This is a genomic window from Arthrobacter methylotrophus (assembly GCF_039539965.1).
GTDB classification, from domain to species: domain Bacteria; phylum Actinomycetota; class Actinomycetes; order Actinomycetales; family Micrococcaceae; genus Arthrobacter; species Arthrobacter methylotrophus.
This window is the reverse complement of the sequence record NZ_BAABED010000001.1, coordinates 4,351,248-4,366,943: the sequence shown is the minus strand read 5'-3', so window position 1 is coordinate 4,366,943 and position 15,696 is coordinate 4,351,248. Positions and strand designations below refer to the sequence as shown.

The window sequence follows — 15,696 nt, the reverse complement described above, 5'->3', positions numbered from 1 at the left end:
ATCAGCCCTCGCTCTCTGCACCGGACCGGGATTTAGCCATCACGGCTGAGGCCGTGATGTTGACAAGCATGGTGATCACGAAGAGAGTCAATCCGGCGGCCATCAGTGCGCTCATGGCGGATTCGTTGGACTCGGAGTACTTCAGGGCGATCATGGCAGCAATCGAGTTGGCGCCTTTTTCCAACACGTGGAAATTGATGGCATAGACGGGGCTGATGATGAGGTAAATGGCGATGGTCTCGCCAAGTGCCCGCCCCAGCCCGAGCATGGTGCCGCCGATGATCCCCCCGCGGCCGAATGGCAGCACGACCGTCCGGATCATGCCCAGGCGGGTGCCTCCCAGGGCGTAGGCGCCTTCGCGCTCACCTATTGGCGCCCGCCGGAAGGATTCGGTCATGATCGAGGTCTGAATCGGGACAATCATCATGGCTACGACCAGTCCGGCGATGAAGGCGGATGCGGTGAAGGGCACGGTATCCCGCAGCGGGCTGCCAGGGTCCACACCGTCGACTTGCAAGAAGGGTATCCAGCCGAACCAGGTGGACAGCCATTTGCTGAAGTCCACCACGTTGGGCTGAAGCATGTAGGCGCCCCACAGGCCAAAGACCACTGAGGGAACGGCAGCCAGGAGATCAATCAAGCTGGTAAGGGCCTTCTGCATCCATCCGGTGGTCACTTCGGTGATGAATAATGCGGTCCCCAGGGACAGGGGCATCGCGACGGCCAGCGCGACCGCGGCGATCTGCACGGTGCCCCACAAAACAGCGGCAATGCCGAAGTCATTGGTTTCCGGGGCCCAATTCTGCGTGGTCAGGAAGGTGCCCAGCCCCACTGCGTTGATTGCGCCCACGCCGTTGCCAGCCAGAAAGAGGCCCACCAAAGCCATGATGGCCAGCACGATTCCGCCTCCCACCCTTGTGATGGCCCGGAACACATAGTCCGGTTGCTCCAAGAGCTGGTGCAAGGGGCGGGGACTGTCCTGCGCTTCCTCGGGGCGGGTTCCGGGCAGTACTGTGCTCATTTCCGACGCCCCCTTGCCAGCAACGGTGCGGCGGCGGCGCTGGCCAAGGCCGCTGCCAGCCCGATCGCCAGCGTGTACTGCGGCCAGGCACTGCTGGTGGACGCGGTCCGGCCGGGCACTATTGCCGCGGCGGGTGCGGGGCCGGCCGCCGGCGCTGCCGCGGGGACGGCATCCGTCGTGGCGGATATTGATCCTGCGGTTACCGGCATTGTGGAGGACACGTTTCCGCTGGTTCCGGATTCCACGGGGAGCAGCTGGGTGGTGGCGGGCTCGGTCTGCTGGGGCCCGGACACGCTCTGTAGTTTCTGGATCCCGGTGGCGGCCAACTGCAGCAGGGGCGGGGTGAGGGGCGCATATCCTGGCGGCAACATCCCGCTGCTGAAGCCGGGTTTCTGGCCTTCAGTACTGATGTAGGAGAAAAGCCGGGCAAAGGTCGCAGCCTGGGTCTGGCTGACCGAGGCCAGGTTCACCGCGCCGTAAATGGGGAGGGTGAGCGGATAGGCCTTGGCGTAGTCCGGGGCAGCAGCCGGCCGCGCCACTCCGGGGACTTCGGTGGATTCGAATTGCGCGGCGGCCGCCTGCATGCTGGCGGTGGTGGCGCCGATGCATTGTGCGCCGCTGACATTGCACAGCTGAGCCGTAGGCAGCTGGAACTTCGCTGCTGAGGCGGCATCGGTAATTGACAGGATGCTACGGCTGCCGTACTCCTGACGGGGCACCGACTTGTAGGCGGGCGGGCTGCAATCCGCGCACCACGCCGTAGTGGCGGCGGGTTGGGCGCGCACAGTGTTCTGGGCCGCGGCGGCCATGTCCTGTACCCGCGCGTACTGGTCGCCCACGGTCAGTGCCGGCTGGTCAATGGTCCCGTCGCCGTTCCTGATGGCCTGCCCCTGGGCCCAATAGACCTGGGGATAGGCGGCACCCTCGGAAGGGTAGGACACGGGAGCGTAGGTGAAGCCGTCGGGAGTCTTCGTTTCGGAAATTTTCCGGCCCGCCAGCTGGTCCAGTGTGGTGGCCTGTTCCTGGCATTCGCCATAGCTCCGGGTCGAGTAGAAGGGGTTGATCGTCATGCCTGAAGGATCCGGGCATCCGTTCAGGAAGGCCCTCGCGTCCTTGTCGTTGAGCAACCAGTCCCAGACGGCGGCTGCTGCGTCGGAGCGCAGTCCTTCAACGACGGGAGGGCTGACGTTACCGGAGGAGCCAAGGCCTTTAGGGTTCAGGGATCTGAACTCCGGATCATTCTGGATGGAGTATGTCATCGGCTGCCCGTAGCTTGTGCTGCCAGGCTTGGTAAAGGGGGCGTCGGCGGCAGCGGCAGGAGCCGTGTGCTGGACGTAGCTCTGCGTGAGAAGCTTGGCCAGAAGGCGGGCATTGAGTTTCAGATCGCGCACCAGACCGGCACTACGTGCCTTGTCGGCTTCCCACTCGGCTTTGTCCCGATAGCCGCAATCAGCCAGCGTGTAGGGCGTGAAGGATGCCGTGCAAGCATTGTCAATCGTCATGGCGATGACTACTCCGGCGAGTGCAGTCGGCACGTAGAGGGCGTTAACGTTGGCAGGCGCGGGGCGGGTGATGAAAGCGAGCGTGTCCGGCTGCTGGAGCTGGGTGCGGGCTTGCAGGTCCGCCAGCGGTGAGAAGCCCAAAGTAAATTTCTTGGTGTCGCACACGGCGGGAATCCACGACTTCATTGCCGCACTCAGTGCCTCTGAGCCCACGCTGAGGGTCGCCGCCTGATCGGTGGGACATACAGCCGCGACGTCCTGGAACTGGAGGGGGACTTGCAGGCGCATCGCCCAAAGGCTGGGCGCCAATGGCCCGGCAGGGAGAATGGCGTCCATCGCAGCCGTTCGGGGCACCGCAACCAGCCAGCATTTGGCAACGCTGGGTGCATCCGGCCGGTGACCGCAGCCCAGCCCGGAGGCTTCAGCACCGCTTTGCACTTCGAAGGTTCGCGAGCCGGACCCCTGTTCCGATGACAGGAAACGAGAGAACTCGTTGGTGGTGGTGCGGTTGAAGAACGGGTTGCGGTACTCGCTGAGGTTGAAGCCGTCAGCGATCCGTGTTTGTTCCCCGGTGACGGCCTTGAAGGGCGCGGGAAGGTTCATGGTGGGGGAAACCGGATCGGCGGCTTCCCAGTCCCCGCCGCGGACCAGAGGATCGTTGAGGAGGGAGCGTTGGTGTGCCGTGTTGGAGATGTCACCGTCCAGGCCGGTAGCCCCGAACTGACACGTGGCTGGGTCAGGTTCGGTGGCGGCCGGATCAGGCTTGTTGTCCGCGCCCGGCTTGCCCCAGCACTGGAACACCTGAAGGTAGGAAGTGCTGGCACCGTTGGCGCCGGCAGCAGGATCGGCGCCGCTGAAGCTGACCGTCACTGACTGGTTCTGCAGGTTCCTTGTTTGGGAAACCGTCAGGGAAAGGCCAGTCCGTCCGTTGCCCGGCCCGAACGCGGCGGCTGCTGCGTCGCGCAGCCGCTTATCGACGTCGTTGTAGGACTTACCTGCGGTATGGGGCAGCTGTTGCTGAGCCCCGCGCGGGACCGTGCTGTCGGGAGCGTTGTTGGTGTTGTCCCAAGCGACGGTCGCAGCGGTGTCGCTGACCATGGAGCCGGCCGGCCCCCAATCGGTGCCCGGAACCGCCGGGGCCGCCGAGCCAGGAGGAAGGGAGAGCAACAGGAGGGCGCCCATAGCCGCAGTCGCGGCCAAGGGGGAAGCCCACCGCCCGGCCCGTCGCTGGCGGGTCCCGGTGTGTACCCGTCGGGTATTCCATGGAAGCGGCATGAATACTTTCTTTCCATTATTAAGGGATCGGCCGCGAAGTCCTGTGGGCCGACTATTTCGGGCCTATCAATGGAGTGTTTAGCCGAATGGCAGCGGAAGCTGCTGGACTATTGTTTCCCGAACCAAGCCCCGGCCCGTTGTGCATGGACAAAGAAAGTATTTCCTGCAGGTGAACAAAAGGAATCGGGGCTGAAAATGGAATTGCCCGGACCTCAGGAGGTCCGGGCAATTCCTTGATAAAGATCAGACCCTGCTGCCCTTACGGCGTCGGGAAAGGTAAATGCCGCCGCCCACGCCCACGAGCGTCAGGCCACCGATGACCATTGCGGCCAGCCCTGCGCTGCTTGCCGGGTTGGCGGTAGCAGTGCGGACCCAGTTGGTGTCGGCGAGGAAGGGAGCGTTCGCCGAGGCGGTAACAATCAGCCCGGCTACCTGGAACGTTGCGCCCGAAGCACCCTTCAGGATCAGCGTGTGGGTTCCGGCCGGAAGGCTCGCCGGGACCGAGAAGGTGTAGCTGACTGATCCGTCCGAGCCGGCTACTGCAGTTTCGGCCAAAAGGATCGGATCCGAGTGGATTTCACCCGAGACCGTTTCGCCGGCCGCAAAAGTGTTGCTAGGGGCGTTGACAACGTACTTCTGGCCGATGGAAAGCTGATCTCCGGCCTTCAGGGCCTGGGCATCGGCGGAAGTGGTCGCCGGAACGGTCACGCCCGTCGTCGGCGCTACGCTTTCGGTTGCCGAGGGCGTTCCGCTTGGGCTTGCGCTCGCTGACGGAGTGGCCGTTTCGGTAGCTGAAGGCGTTGCGCTCGGGGAAGGACTTGCCGTCTCCGTGTCGGACGGCGTTGCTGTTGGCGTCGGGGTGGCGACGACGGGCTGGCTGATCGTCCAGTTCTTCGACGCGTCGGTAGTGAGCGTAGCCCAGGAAGCCACGGTCGTGCCGCCTACCGGATTGATCGTGGCGGTCCTGAAATCGTCGGACAGGACGGTGCAGACGTAGCCGATGCTGTAGGTGTGGCTGGCTTGGACCACGGCTGTCATATCGGCAATGGGCGCCTTGGTGCCGTCAACGAATCCGGACTCCAGGTTGTTGTCGTCCGCGATGGCCGTGCCCGTCAGGGACATCTGGGACATCGGATCCTGCGTGAACGGGTAGAGGTTCTGTGCCTCTGTAGCGCTCGTCGCCGGCTTGATCTCTTGCCCCACCTCGGACATGAAGATCAATGCACCGGCCATCATGCCGCCGACCGTCGGGCAAGCCATGTCACTGTGCAGCTTGAGGGCAACCAGGTCTGCTGGTGACCAGGAGCCGGTGTGGTTGTTGGCGGTTACCGTGCCGGCTGAACCAACTGGCAAGGCGGCGCTGGCAACGGCAATTCCTCCGCCAAGCAGGAGCGCAGTCCCGGCAACTGTTGCCGTCGCATTAAGTCCCCAGCGGGTTTTCTTTGTTGTGGCGTTAGCCATGATCTTATCTTCTCTCTCAGGTAAAAAAGTATTTGTGCTGAATTAACGTCCTGCACCCGCGGCCGATTTTCTCGCCGCTATGTGCGGAGATAATGCCAAGAATTACCGATCATTCTGGGTCATCAGCCGTATTCTGTGCGCGTGGCTAAGTAAAGCAAGCTGGTATTGCGCGCAAACGTTTGATGAATTGGCCCAGGGAATGCCGGTTGAATGCCTAGTTGGTGTACCCGGACTTCTTTCCCATCGTCCAGTCGCCGACGTAGGAAAGCGTCTTGAAGCCGAACTTGGTGATGATGCTCTTGCCCGCGGTGGTCTTCAGGCTGGTCGAGACGGCGTTGTTGAGGACCACGTTGTAGGTCAACTTGCTGGTCTGGACCCCGCTGGAGACAACGTTGTAAGTGTCCCGGGCGAAGATGCCCTTACCGCTCGCGGGCGCAACAGCCGGATCACCGTAGAGGTCGCCCGGCGCCAGAGCCGGGGCAGCCGTATTCTGGTCGATGGCCTTGAGCCCGTCGATGTCCGCCAGCAACTGACCGGCAGTCGTAGTGTCGGTCATCGCACCGTTCTTCTGTGCAATCCACTGTGCGGCCGAGAAGGGGAAGATGTCGCCGTCGTTGACGAGTGCCTCGCCGTTGTTTTCGGGATAGACCTGTTCCGCGTCCGAAATGCAGGTGGTATTCGGCGTGACACCGATTGCCTTGAGGAAGAAGGCACGCGTACCGGAAGCGGCCTGGGGCAGCTTGGGCGTGAACGTCATGGTTCCGAGGACAGGCTTTCCGGTGGCGCCGTCGATGGTGACACCGTCACCGGCCGTGCAGCTGAAAATGTTGGCGACCTGCTGCGTGGTCAGGCTCAGCGGCCTGTTGGCGGCGTCTTTCACGGCTACGGTGACCGCATCGCGCGCGAAAGGAAGGAACGTGAGGTCGGTGCCCGTCACGCTGGGGGAGGAAGATGACCGGGCGATGTCGACGTCGTTCTTCTTCAGGGTGAACGAGTTGTTGGCCGAGTCCTTGTAGACGTGGTTAAGCGGATTCAGGCTGGCACTCAGGGCTTTGACTCCGGCTCCGGAACCGTTCGGCCGGGTAATGGGGGCAACGCCGGTCTTCGTCACGATCGTGGCGGCGTCGCCAAAGGCGTTGTAAGAGGCCACCGACTTGATCGGACCCGTGTTGCTCAAGGCATTCCAGACGTCCTGGATGGTGTCCGAACCAACGGCCGCCAGCGGGCGATTGGATGTGGTGGGTTCCGCAGTCGCGGTTGCAGTGCTGATCAGGCCGAACGCCAGGGCAGTGACGCAGATGGCGCCGACAGCCTGAAAGGACTTTAAATTCATGTCAAGATTCCCCATCTTAGTTCCGGGTGGTGTGCGTTGCCGTTGCGCCGCCGCGCAGTACCTTTACTGCCATGGCGCTTGCTCGGCTGCTGAAGTTGTCGGGACAGAGCCGACCGCTATGAGTCTGGGGCATCGTTGCCCGCCACCTCGATTTGTTCGACTAAGAAACACCCTCGATCAGGTGAACTTACGGTGAAAGCGCGGGCAGCGGGTCCTCGGGAACTGGGCCCTCGACAGCATCCCGCGGCCCTACCTGTTCACTCGACAGTTCGACCGAAAGATGCCGATGTCCGTGCCGGATCACTGTTTCCAGCAGGCGCGCGGCGCCGAGCAGATCCAGTGCGGCGGCGGCACTGCGGTCCCTTTCCCGGATCGTGGGGTACCAGGAGCTGGCCGTCAATACAGGGCGCCCCCGCAGGCTTGCGTACCACCCGAACTCCCGGGCGGGCTGGCTCTGCACGAAAGTAATCGTGAGTTCCCCGACTGCCCGCTGCACGGAGCGCGCATGAGCGGCCGCCGCCGCGTAGTCCGGGAAAAGGCCCACACCCCGCCCGAGTTCTCGATGGTTACCCGAGATCAGGCGCCAGACAACCAAGGGTTGGTTGAAATGATCCATCCGGCGCACCATCTGATGGTTGGACTGAAGGCGGGGCGCTTGCACCAGTACCTCGGCGTACTGAAGTACCAGCTGGGTCAACTGCTGCCGTTTACTCAGTGGCGCCAGCGTCGGTACATACCCGTCCTGGACTGCTGCGCCCAGGACCGCGAGTTCGCGCTCGTTCCAGCGCGTCGCAGCAGGAAGCGCCCGGCTGACAAAGGATGTGAAAGAAATACGTTCATTGGAAATGGTGACCCCCCGAATAATGTGACTGGACATCGCGTCCGTAGTCGTGATAACGCTCAGTCCGAGGTCTTAACGGGCGGGGGGACGCAGGTTAAGGACATCGGGCCGGAGGCTGAATGTCTGCCGCCAGCGGCACTCAGATTCCCACCCTTCCAATGTTTCAGGTGCGGAAGCGGTGTAAAGGAAGCTCAGGCCGGGAGCCGCAGTCCGCCGTCGTGCATCTCGGCCAAACCGTCGCGCACGAGTCCTTCAAGCGCCCGTTCCAGCTGTTCCGGCGCGGAATTCAGGCGATGCAAGGCGGCAAGCGGCACCGTTGCGCCGTCGGCGACAAAGCCAAGGTCAGCTGCCGGGCGCTCAAATATTTCCCGCGCCACGGGCGATTCGGCCGCACGCAACACGGCCATGACTGCGCCCCGGAGCTGCCGGTCCGTGCCGTGCCACGCTTGCCCTTTGGGTGTGTACGTCGGCGGCGGCTCACCCGCGGCACGCCACGCGCAGGACTCACGGACGGGACATTCGGAACACTTGGGGGAGCGGGCCGTGCAGACCAGCGCACCGAGCTCCATGACGGAAGCGTTCCAGCTCACGGAGAGCGCGACGTCGTCGGGCATGAGGGATTCGGCGAGGCGCATCTCGGCCGCGGTGAGCGACGGCGACGGCAGCGCCAGTCCCGAAACGAGGCGGGCATGCACTCGCCGGATGTTCGTGTCCACCACGGTTTCGCGCCGCCCGAAGGCAAAGGCAGCCACTGCCGCTGCCGTGTACTCGCCGACGCCGGGAAGGCTTAGGAGCGCCGCATGCGTGTCCGGCACCTTGCCGCCATGTTCTTCGGCTATCACGACGGCGGCCGCGTGGAGCCTGAGCGCGCGGCGGGGATAACCGAGCCTGCCCCAATGTCGCACGGCCTCGCCCGAAGGTTCCTTGGCCAGACCCGCTGGATGGGGCCAGCGTTGCAGCCAGTCCTCCCATACCGGCAGGACACGAACCACCGGTGTCTGCTGGAGCATCACCTCGCTGACCAGAACTCCCCATGGGCTGCAATCCGGTGACCTCCACGGCAATACCCGGGCAGCCTCGGAGAACCATCGCTGCATGGACCGGTGCAAGTCAGCGAGGTGACGGGTGCCGGCAAGTTCAGCGGCGCCTGCTAATGACATGGGGTTCCTCGTGCGGCGGTTCGTGGCTGGCCCTTGGCGGCCGATTCCTGCCATCCACTGTAGTGGAGCCGGCCGGAGATGACCGACGTCAGCCTTCCACAAGGACAGGGATGGGCCTGTCAGCAGGCTGGCGGGCCGCCGCCCGCTGTGCGTAGAAGAGGCCAACACTGACCAGTGGGCACAGCACGGCCGATCCGGCGTAGAGCGTGAAGAGCCCGGCCACCACCGAAAACTTCACCAGGCTCCTCCAAGCGGCCCTGACCGGGGAAGACCCCCGCGTCCTCCTGGACCTCTGAGCAACCTCCGGCGACACACGCGTTCCCAGGCAAAATTTCAAAAGTACAGCATGTCCGAAACCACCCCTACCGAAACCGCTATCAGCCCCGAACAGACCGCGGTCGAACCCCAACCGGCCGGCACACCCACCCCCGACCACCGAGACCTGGACAACCAGACCTGGACCCGCACCCGCTTCGACATCACCCTCGCACCCGCCAAGATCTAAGCTGGAACCTTGACTACCCGCCCAGCCCTGAGCCTGTTCTGCGCCGTCGCCCTCAAAGGCGCCCTCAAGGACTCCATCCTGCCTGCATTCAGCCAAGACACTGGAACCGCGGTGAATGCCCATTTTGCCCCCACCAGCTCTTTGATCCAGGAAATCACCGCCGGAGCAGACCCGGACGTGATCATCGGTATCACCGCCTCACTGACAGCGCCCGGCACCGTAGCAACCATCGACGCCGGAACCCTGACGCCACTGGCCCAAACCGGTATCGGCATCGCAGTCGCCCCCGACGTCGAGATTCCCGACGTTTCGACCGTCTCAAAACTCACCAAAGCGCTGACGGCAGCCCGTTCCGTGGCCTACTCACGGAACGGGCCAAGCGGCATCTACTTCGCCCGCCTGCTGCAGGACCTGGGCATCGCCGAAGAAGTCAACGGAAATGCCACCATCATCGACCAGGGCTTCACCGCTGCGGCGCTTCTCGATGGCCGTGCCGATCTCGCAATCCAGCAGATGAGCGAACTCATGTTCGTCCCGGAGGCCCAGATCGCTGGACCGCTACCAGCCGACGTCCAGCAATACACGCCCTTCTCCGCTGCGGTCTCCGCCCAGACAAGGAACAGGCCAGGCTCCGCCTCGCTGCTCATGTTCTTAGGTTCAAAGCTGGCGCGCGCTGCCTACCGCGATGCAGGTCTGGAACCAAGCTGAGGCCGCGGCTACATTGGCCACCATTTCCCGGAAACTAGCCTCTAATCGGGCCGCGGCGGCGTGGTGCGGCCCCAAGCAGGCCCGGCGTTGCCTAGCCTAGAAGTATGGTCAACCAGGGCAAGCCACCGTCAAACGCGCGCACGTCGCCGTCGGCGAAAGGCCCGGCCCGGAACTCAAGCGCAAACCGATCGCAGGGTGCCGCAAATCCGCAAAGGCGCCGGCCGAGCCGTGCCGTGTACCGCCGTCGGAGGCTAGTGGTTTTTGGTGCTTTGCTGGTGGTCTTGGCGATGCTCGTAGCCGGGGTTATGGCCATGAGTTCCTCGCTTGCGAGCAACGCCGATTCCGGTGCCTCCAAGAATGACCCGAGCGGAGCCGCAGCGGCCCAGGCCCCGCAGGTGGTTCCCACTGTGGCCGCCACCACAACGCCTGCGCCCACCCCGGTGTGCGACCTCAACCTGGTGACGGTAACCGCGTCGACGGACCAGCCTTCCTATGCGGCTGGGCAGAACCCGGTGCTGAGCATGAAGATCACCAACGGCGGGTCCGCCCCATGCCAAGTGAATGTGGGGACCTCCCAGATGGAGTTCTTGGTGACGAGTGGCGAGGACCGGATTTTCTCCTCGAAGGACTGCCAGGCGAAGGGTGAGGACCTCGTGAAGCAGATTGATCCGGGCAAGAGCGAGACGGCCAACTTCGTGTGGCAACGGAACCGGACAACGGAGGGCTGCGGCGTGGTCTCAGCCAAGCCCGGCGCTGGCGGCGCGTATTACACATTCAAGGCCATGCTGGGGAACAAGGCGAGCACCAAGGCCGTCTTCCAACTCGGCTAAAGGCGGGAGCAAGGAGCCTGTGCAGGCTAAAGGAACCTGTCCAGCAGGCTGGCTTCAGCCATGCGACTGAGCCCTTCGCGAACGGTCCGGGCGCGCTGGTCGCCTATGCCGTCCACGGTCATGAGGTCGTCGATAGTGGCGGCCATGAGGTTCTGGAGTCCGCCGAAATGTTCCACCAAACGGTCGGCCACGGCTTTCGGAACCGACTTCAGCCCGGACAGGAGGCGGTATCCGCGGGGCTGTACCCCGGCGTCGAGAACGTCCAAGCCCCCGGCGAAACCGATGATGCCGGAAATCTTGCCCAGATCAATCAGCTCGGTGGGGCCAAGCTCCAGAAGAGCCTGGACCGCGCCGTCGATCTCGTCCGGCGAGGCGTCGGCACCGGCGTAATCGCGGATGATCACGTCGCTGCCCGGGCCGCGGCCAGTGGTGAGCTCTTCCAGCTGCAAGGACAGCAACCTGCCGTCTTCGCCCAGCTCCAGGACATACTGTGAGATTTCCTCGGCGATACGCCGGACCATTTCCTGGCGCTGGAGGGTGACGGCCACATCCCGGACGGTGACCATGGCCTCGATCTCGAGGGCCGACAGGGCGCTGGTGACCTGGTCCAAACGGGCACTGTAGCGTTCAAGGGTTGCGAGGGCCTGGTTGGCGCGTGCCAGGACCTTCTCGGAGCCCTCCAGCACGTGGCGCAAGCCGTTGACATACAGGGCGATGATCTGCATCGACTGGCTGACCGAAATCACCGGTACTCCGGTCTGGATGGCCACGCGCTCCGCTGTCCGATGGCGCGTTCCAGACTCCTGGGTCTCGATGCTGGAGTCCGGCACAAGCTGGACCGCGGCACGAAGGATATTCCCGGCATCCTTGTCGCAAATGATGGCACCATCCATCTTCGCGAGCTCACGCAGTCGGGTCGGGGAGAAGTCGATGCCGATTTCAAAGCCGCCGGAACAGATCGACTCGATGGTCCGGTCCGTTCCCAGCACGATCAGGGCGCCAGTGCGCCCGCGGAGGATACGTTCCAGGCCGTCGCGCAGCGGCGTTCCGGGGGCCACCCTGCCCAGAGTCGCCTTGAGCGATTCTTCGGGGCTCCGAGCCATAGGTGTTCCCTTCAAAGGTGCAGGCAATCGCGCCCGCAAGTATGCCGGTTTCAGCAGTGAGCCGACAGGATCAAAATACTTGGTTTCCCGCAAGCTCAATGATAGAGGTATAGACCGGCAAGAACCGCACAGGCAAGCCTTAAAGTGCCCCAAAGAAGGTTACGTGACGAGGGCCTTGAAACGCGTTCGACGGCGGTCGCCAGACCGCCACTTTGCGTCGGGTTCCCCGAAGCTCAGGGAGTCATCCGAAGCCGGGCGAGCCGCTCAAGGTCGCGTCGTACGCTCAAGAGTGCTGCTTCCCTGGCCGCAGCCTTTCCGTTGTCCGGATGTGATTGCCTTCCGGGAACGCCGGTTCCGCTTGCACTGGTTTCCGGGCGGCGTCCCTGTTGGGGCCAGTCCATGGCCGCACGGGAGTTCGGGCCGGCGTTCGCGGCGGAGGAGGGGCCGAGTGGATCGTAGAACAAGTCATTTCCCGGTTTCATTTTGCCCTGTCCTTTCGTGCCATCGCCGGCTGATCGGGTGCTTCCTTGGCGAAGGCGTCTACGTTGTTCAGATGTGCCGGACTGCCGACAATTCAAACTACCGGCCCGTGATTTCGGAGGTTTGTGCACCTCGTTTCAATCCGGTTAAACGCTGCCTTCGGCCAGCTTGGCGGGCTGGGATAAACTTAGTACCTTGGCTGGCGCAACCGTGCCGCTCCCTGAGTTGGCCCCGGCCGGCAACGGGCCCGGATCCAGCCTCCATCCCACGCATGGCCCGTCGTTCTTCAGTGCGGGCAACGCCCAGATCGCAGCGAAAGTAGCACCGTGTCCCAAGAAGTCCTGAACCCCGCCCGAGTCCAGGAAATTCACCACCAGGCGTCCCGGCGTCGGACTTTTGCGGTCATTTCGCACCCTGACGCGGGCAAGTCCACACTGACGGAGGCCCTCGCCCTGCATGCCAAAGTCATCGGCACCGCAGGCGCGTCGAGTGGCAAGGCCAACCGCAAGGAAACCGTTTCGGACTGGATGCAGATGGAAAAGGACCGCGGTATTTCCATCAGCTCCGCGGCCTTGCAGTTCTCCTACCGGGACACCGTGATCAACCTGCTGGATACCCCGGGTCACGCCGATTTCTCCGAGGACACCTACCGGGTTCTCGCCGCCGTTGACTGCGCCGTCATGCTGGTGGACGCGGCAAAGGGCCTGGAAACCCAGACCATGAAACTGTTCGAGGTCTGCAAACAGCGGAACCTGCCCATCATCACGGTCATCAATAAATGGGACCGGCCGGGCCTGGACGCCCTCGCGCTGATGGACGAAATCACAGAACGTACCGGCCTCCAACCCATGCCGCTGACGTGGGCTGTGGGCATTTCCGGCGACTTCCGTGGAGTCTGGGACCTGCGCAATGACCGCTTCGCCCGGTTCGCCCGTAACAACGCCGGCGCCAACATCGCCATCACTGAGTACTTCACCCCGGAAGAAGCAGCGGAAACGCAGGGCAACAACTGGAGCGACGCCGTCGACGAAGCCGGGCTGGTGATCGAATCGAACCTTGAATTCAACGTGGAAAGCTTCCATGCAGGAACGGCGACGCCTATCCTCTTCAGCTCGGCAGCCTTGAACTTCGGGGTCAAGGAAATCCTGGACGCATTGGTGGATTTCGCGCCTCCGGCCGCGCCCCGCCCGGACATCGACGGCGAGCCCCGTTCCGTTGACGCGCCCTTCGCTGGTTTTGTCTTCAAGGTCCAGGCCGGCATGAACAAGGCCCACCGTGACCACGTCGCGTTCATCCGTGTGTGCTCGGGTGTCTTTGAGCGTGGCATGGTGGTCACGCAGACCCGCACCGGTAAGTCCTTCGCGACCAAGTACGCCCAGCAGGTGTTCGGGCGTGAACGCGAAGTCATCGACGAAGCCTACCCCGGCGATGTTGTTGGCTTGGTGAACGCGTCATCCCTGCGCGTAGGGGATAGCCTGTTCCTGGAAGAGCCCGTGGAATTCCCGGCCATCCCGCTTTTTGCGCCCGAACATTTCCAGGTGGCCAGGTCCCAGGACCCCAGCCGCTTCAAGCAATTCCGCCGCGGGATCGAGCAACTTGAGCACGAAGGCGTCATTCAAGTGCTCCGCTCCGACGTCCGTGGGGACCAGGCGCCGGTGCTCGCCGCTGTCGGTCCCATGCAGTTCGAAGTGGTGGAGGACCGCATGGCCCACGACTTCAACGCCCCGATGCGCTTGGAGCGCCTCCCGTACTCGATGGCCAGGATCTCGACGGCGGAAGCCATGCCCGCGCTCGCGAACGTCCCTGGCGCTGAGGTGCTGTTGCGGTCCGACGGCGAATACCTGGCGTTATTCAACGACGTCTGGGCGCTGCGCCGGATCGAGAAGAACCACCCGAACCTCACGCTGCTGCCGATCGGCACGCACAACCCCGCGAAATAGTCCTCCAACCGCGCCGCAATCCGTCTGGACATGCCCCTCGTATCAGCCGAGGAGTGGACATAATGCTGTTATGTCCACTGCCTGGTTCGTGCAGGGGGCATGTCCGGTGGTGGCCGACCGGTGGATCGAAGCTAAGTGATCAGCAGTTCCAAGGCTTCGGCCAGATGTGCCACTTCGCGGACCGAGAAGCCTTCCGGGATCGGGCCCGGCCCGTTGGGGCTGGCGGGCACCACGGCATGCGTGAAACCAAGCCGCTGGGCCTCGAGGATGCGCTGGTTGATCCCTGGAACGGGGCGGACTTCCCCGGCAAGGCCAACCTCGCCGAAGGCAATCAACCTTTGCGGCAGCGCCTTCCGGGCCTTTGCCGATGCCACGGCAAGCGCGACGGCGAGGTCGGTGGCAGGTTCGCTCAACTTCACTCCTCCGACGGTGGCAACGTAGGAGTCGTCCTTGTGCAGGATGCAACCGGCCCGCTGTTGGAGTACGGCCAGGAGCATGGCGACGCGCGAACTGTCCAACCCGCTGGTGGCCCTGCGCGGCTGTGAGCTGGCACTTTCGGCCAGGAGCGACTGAACCTCGGCAAGCAGCGGCCTGCGGCCTTCCATGGTCACGGTGATGCAGGTGCCGGAAACGGGCTCTCGCGTCCGTGAAACAAAGAGGCCGCTGGGATCGGCGAGGCCTTCGATGCCGGCTTCGTTCAGGTCGAAGCAGCCGACGTCGTCCGTGGCCCCGTAACGGTTCTTGACCGCGCGCAACAAGCGGAGCCGGGAATGGCGCTCGCCTTCGAACTGGCACACCACGTCCACCAAGTGCTCAAGGAGACGCGGGCCGGCAATGGAGCCGTCTTTCGTCACATGTCCCACAAGGAGGGTGGTCATGCCGCGGCGCTTCGCAGCAGCGATGATGGACGCAGCCACTTCCCGGACCTGTGACACACCGCCCGCGCTGCCCTCGACGTCGGCGCTGCTGAGCGTCTGCACAGAGTCCACGATCAAGAGCTTCGGTTCAAGTTTCTCCACTTGCCCAAGCGCCTGCCCGAGGTCCGTTTCCGCCGAGAGATAGAGGCTGTGCGCGACCGCGTCAATCCGTTCCGCACGGAGTTTGACCTGGGCCGCCGATTCCTCGCCCGTGACATAGAGGACATCCTGCCCCGTGCGGGCGAATTTCGCCGCGACATCCAGCAAGAGGGTGGATTTCCCGACGCCGGGCTCCCCGGCAAGCAGGATCACCGCGCCCGGGACGAGCCCGCCACCCAGGACGCGGTCCAGTTCGTCGACACCAGTGGGCAGGAACGCGGCCGTGGTCCCGTCTACCTCGGCAATGCGGCGGGCCGGCTCCAGAACCGTTGTTGCCGCCGTCGTACGCGCAACCGTGACGCCTGCTTCCTCCACGGTGCCCCACGCCTGGCACTCGCCGCAGCGACCCACCCACTTGACCGTGCTCCACCCGCATTCGGCACACTTGTACGCGGGTGTTTTGGAGGTGCGTGAAGTCTTGGAAGCCATGCGTACAAGGCTAGTGGAGGGGTAGGACAGTC

At 63.8% G+C, this 15,696-nt stretch carries 15 protein-coding genes; 5 read left to right on the top strand and 10 right to left on the bottom strand.

What is annotated here, in order from left to right:
- Nucleotide 1: 1 nt before the first annotated feature.
- The 7 genes from pstC to ABD884_RS22500 all read right to left on the bottom strand — a co-directional run bounded on the left by pstC (nucleotide 2) and on the right by ABD884_RS22500 (nucleotide 8,831).
- Nucleotides 2-1,021, bottom strand: a complete 1,020-nt coding sequence (gene pstC, locus ABD884_RS22530; RefSeq protein ID WP_345052233.1) for a phosphate ABC transporter permease subunit PstC — start codon at nucleotides 1,019-1,021, stop codon at nucleotides 2-4.
- On the bottom strand, nucleotides 1,018-3,798 hold the full coding sequence (locus ABD884_RS22525; RefSeq protein ID WP_345052228.1) for a hypothetical protein: 2,781 nt from the start codon (nucleotides 3,796-3,798) through the stop codon (nucleotides 1,018-1,020). The genes pstC and ABD884_RS22525 overlap by 4 nt, the downstream gene beginning before the upstream one ends.
- 243 nt (nucleotides 3,799-4,041) lie before the next feature.
- Entirely contained in the window at nucleotides 4,042-5,259 is a 1,218-nt protein-coding gene (locus ABD884_RS22520) for a RodZ family helix-turn-helix domain-containing protein (protein WP_345052225.1), read from the bottom strand.
- Between the two features lie 214 nt (nucleotides 5,260-5,473).
- On the bottom strand, nucleotides 5,474-6,607 hold the full coding sequence (locus tag ABD884_RS22515) for a hypothetical protein (protein ID WP_345052222.1): 1,134 nt from the start codon (nucleotides 6,605-6,607) through the stop codon (nucleotides 5,474-5,476).
- A gap of 172 nt (nucleotides 6,608-6,779) precedes the next feature.
- Nucleotides 6,780-7,469, bottom strand: coding sequence for a hypothetical protein (locus ABD884_RS22510; RefSeq protein WP_345052219.1), 690 nt, complete (start codon nucleotides 7,467-7,469; stop codon nucleotides 6,780-6,782).
- A 155-nt stretch (nucleotides 7,470-7,624) separates the two neighbouring features.
- A complete protein-coding gene (locus ABD884_RS22505; protein ID WP_345052216.1) occupies nucleotides 7,625-8,593 on the bottom strand; it encodes an HhH-GPD family protein in 969 nt (322 codons plus the stop codon).
- An 88-nt stretch (nucleotides 8,594-8,681) separates the two neighbouring features.
- Nucleotides 8,682-8,831 (bottom strand): hypothetical protein, encoded by a 150-nt coding sequence (locus ABD884_RS22500; protein WP_345052213.1) that lies wholly within the window; start codon nucleotides 8,829-8,831, stop codon nucleotides 8,682-8,684.
- A 108-nt stretch (nucleotides 8,832-8,939) separates the two neighbouring features.
- Between ABD884_RS22500 and ABD884_RS22495 the strand changes: the two genes are divergently transcribed.
- From ABD884_RS22495 to ABD884_RS22485, 3 genes are all read left to right on the top strand, one after another.
- Nucleotides 8,940-9,098, top strand: coding sequence for a hypothetical protein (locus ABD884_RS22495; RefSeq protein WP_345052210.1), 159 nt, complete (start codon nucleotides 8,940-8,942; stop codon nucleotides 9,096-9,098).
- A gap of 9 nt (nucleotides 9,099-9,107) precedes the next feature.
- Complete coding sequence (locus ABD884_RS22490; RefSeq protein WP_345052207.1) at nucleotides 9,108-9,806, top strand: molybdate ABC transporter substrate-binding protein; 699 nt, start codon at nucleotides 9,108-9,110, stop codon at nucleotides 9,804-9,806.
- A 104-nt stretch (nucleotides 9,807-9,910) separates the two neighbouring features.
- The gene (locus tag ABD884_RS22485; RefSeq protein WP_345052204.1) at nucleotides 9,911-10,636 is read left to right on the top strand and encodes a hypothetical protein; all 726 of its coding nucleotides are present in this window, start codon (nucleotides 9,911-9,913) and stop codon (nucleotides 10,634-10,636) included.
- Nucleotides 10,637-10,662: 26 nt separating this feature from the next.
- Here ABD884_RS22485 and disA read toward each other — a convergent pair whose 3' ends face one another.
- Together disA and ABD884_RS22475 are read right to left on the bottom strand one after the other, a co-directional pair.
- A complete protein-coding gene (gene disA / locus ABD884_RS22480) occupies nucleotides 10,663-11,739 on the bottom strand; it encodes a DNA integrity scanning diadenylate cyclase DisA (protein ID WP_028268024.1) in 1,077 nt (358 codons plus the stop codon).
- Nucleotides 11,740-11,972: 233 nt separating this feature from the next.
- Nucleotides 11,973-12,221: a hypothetical protein gene (locus ABD884_RS22475; RefSeq protein WP_345052199.1), complete on the bottom strand. Its 249-nt coding sequence runs from the start codon at nucleotides 12,219-12,221 to the stop codon at nucleotides 11,973-11,975.
- A gap of 193 nt (nucleotides 12,222-12,414) precedes the next feature.
- Between ABD884_RS22475 and ABD884_RS22470 the strand changes: the two genes are divergently transcribed.
- Nucleotides 12,415-12,564, top strand: a complete 150-nt coding sequence (locus tag ABD884_RS22470) for a hypothetical protein (protein WP_345052195.1) — start codon at nucleotides 12,415-12,417, stop codon at nucleotides 12,562-12,564.
- The gene (locus ABD884_RS22465) at nucleotides 12,546-14,159 is read left to right on the top strand and encodes a peptide chain release factor 3 (RefSeq protein ID WP_345052191.1); all 1,614 of its coding nucleotides are present in this window, start codon (nucleotides 12,546-12,548) and stop codon (nucleotides 14,157-14,159) included. The genes ABD884_RS22470 and ABD884_RS22465 overlap by 19 nt, the downstream gene beginning before the upstream one ends.
- A 131-nt stretch (nucleotides 14,160-14,290) precedes the next feature.
- Here ABD884_RS22465 and radA read toward each other — a convergent pair whose 3' ends face one another.
- Nucleotides 14,291-15,664: a DNA repair protein RadA gene (gene radA, locus ABD884_RS22460; RefSeq protein WP_345052187.1), complete on the bottom strand. Its 1,374-nt coding sequence runs from the start codon at nucleotides 15,662-15,664 to the stop codon at nucleotides 14,291-14,293.
- Between the last annotated feature and the right edge of the window lie 32 nt (nucleotides 15,665-15,696).

Coding starts and splice junctions, on each gene's coding strand:
- pstC (WP_345052233.1), bottom strand. CDS start 1,021: ATGAGCACAGTACTGCCCGGAACCCGCCCCGAGGAAGCGCAGGACAGT.
- ABD884_RS22525 (WP_345052228.1), bottom strand. CDS start 3,798: ATGCCGCTTCCATGGAATACCCGACGGGTACACACCGGGACCCGCCAG.
- ABD884_RS22520 (WP_345052225.1), bottom strand. CDS start 5,259: ATGGCTAACGCCACAACAAAGAAAACCCGCTGGGGACTTAATGCGACG.
- ABD884_RS22515 (WP_345052222.1), bottom strand. CDS start 6,607: ATGGGGAATCTTGACATGAATTTAAAGTCCTTTCAGGCTGTCGGCGCC.
- ABD884_RS22510 (WP_345052219.1), bottom strand. CDS start 7,469: ATGTCCAGTCACATTATTCGGGGGGTCACCATTTCCAATGAACGTATT.
- ABD884_RS22505 (WP_345052216.1), bottom strand. CDS start 8,593: ATGTCATTAGCAGGCGCCGCTGAACTTGCCGGCACCCGTCACCTCGCT.
- ABD884_RS22495 (WP_345052210.1), top strand. CDS start 8,940: ATGTCCGAAACCACCCCTACCGAAACCGCTATCAGCCCCGAACAGACC.
- ABD884_RS22485 (WP_345052204.1), top strand. CDS start 9,911: ATGGTCAACCAGGGCAAGCCACCGTCAAACGCGCGCACGTCGCCGTCG.
- disA (WP_028268024.1), bottom strand. CDS start 11,739: ATGGCTCGGAGCCCCGAAGAATCGCTCAAGGCGACTCTGGGCAGGGTG.
- ABD884_RS22475 (WP_345052199.1), bottom strand. CDS start 12,221: ATGAAACCGGGAAATGACTTGTTCTACGATCCACTCGGCCCCTCCTCC.
- radA (WP_345052187.1), bottom strand. CDS start 15,664: ATGGCTTCCAAGACTTCACGCACCTCCAAAACACCCGCGTACAAGTGT.